Genomic DNA, 507 nt, shown 5'->3' on the forward strand with positions numbered 1-507 from the left:
CTACTCTGCTACGGGAGCCCGCTATTCCCGCTTTACCGGCTTACGATCCGGAGAGCACACAGCGTCAACGTAATAGTTCCATTACACAACATTGGTTGTGGGTCCGGGCACCACTTCAGCCTTTCGGCTTCGGTTCGCCTTGCGCGAACACCCTTTCGGGCTAGAGGACGCTCAATCTCACCCAGTCGTCGTCCTGTGATTCAATTCCACAACATTGGTTGGAGGCGGGGACTCGAACCCCAACAACCGGGTCACAACCGGACAGCAGCATCCGGGCTGCACAATCTCCACGCTGATAATGCCAAGCCGGCTGAAAGCACATACGGAGGAATGTTCCGGCTTGGACTTGATTGGAGCAGTTACCGGGGATCGAACCCGGAACACCAGATTGAAAGTCTGGCGATTTATCCATTTAATCTATAACTGCATTGTTTGGTGCGCCCGCTTGGTAACGATCCAAGTCCTCCGGAATTTCAACCCGGTGCTTCTACCTAGTTAGCTTCAGAC

1 tRNA gene is annotated in these 507 nt (G+C 53.8%); it reads right to left on the reverse strand.

What is annotated here, in order from left to right:
* Positions 1-351: 351 nt before the first annotated feature.
* Positions 352-427 (reverse strand) — tRNA-Glu (locus tag FVP33_RS19360).
* Positions 428-507: the final 80 nt, after the last annotated feature.

It is taken from the genome of Lacisediminihabitans profunda (genome assembly GCF_008040105.1).
GTDB lineage: Bacteria > Actinomycetota > Actinomycetes > Actinomycetales > Microbacteriaceae > Lacisediminihabitans > Lacisediminihabitans profunda.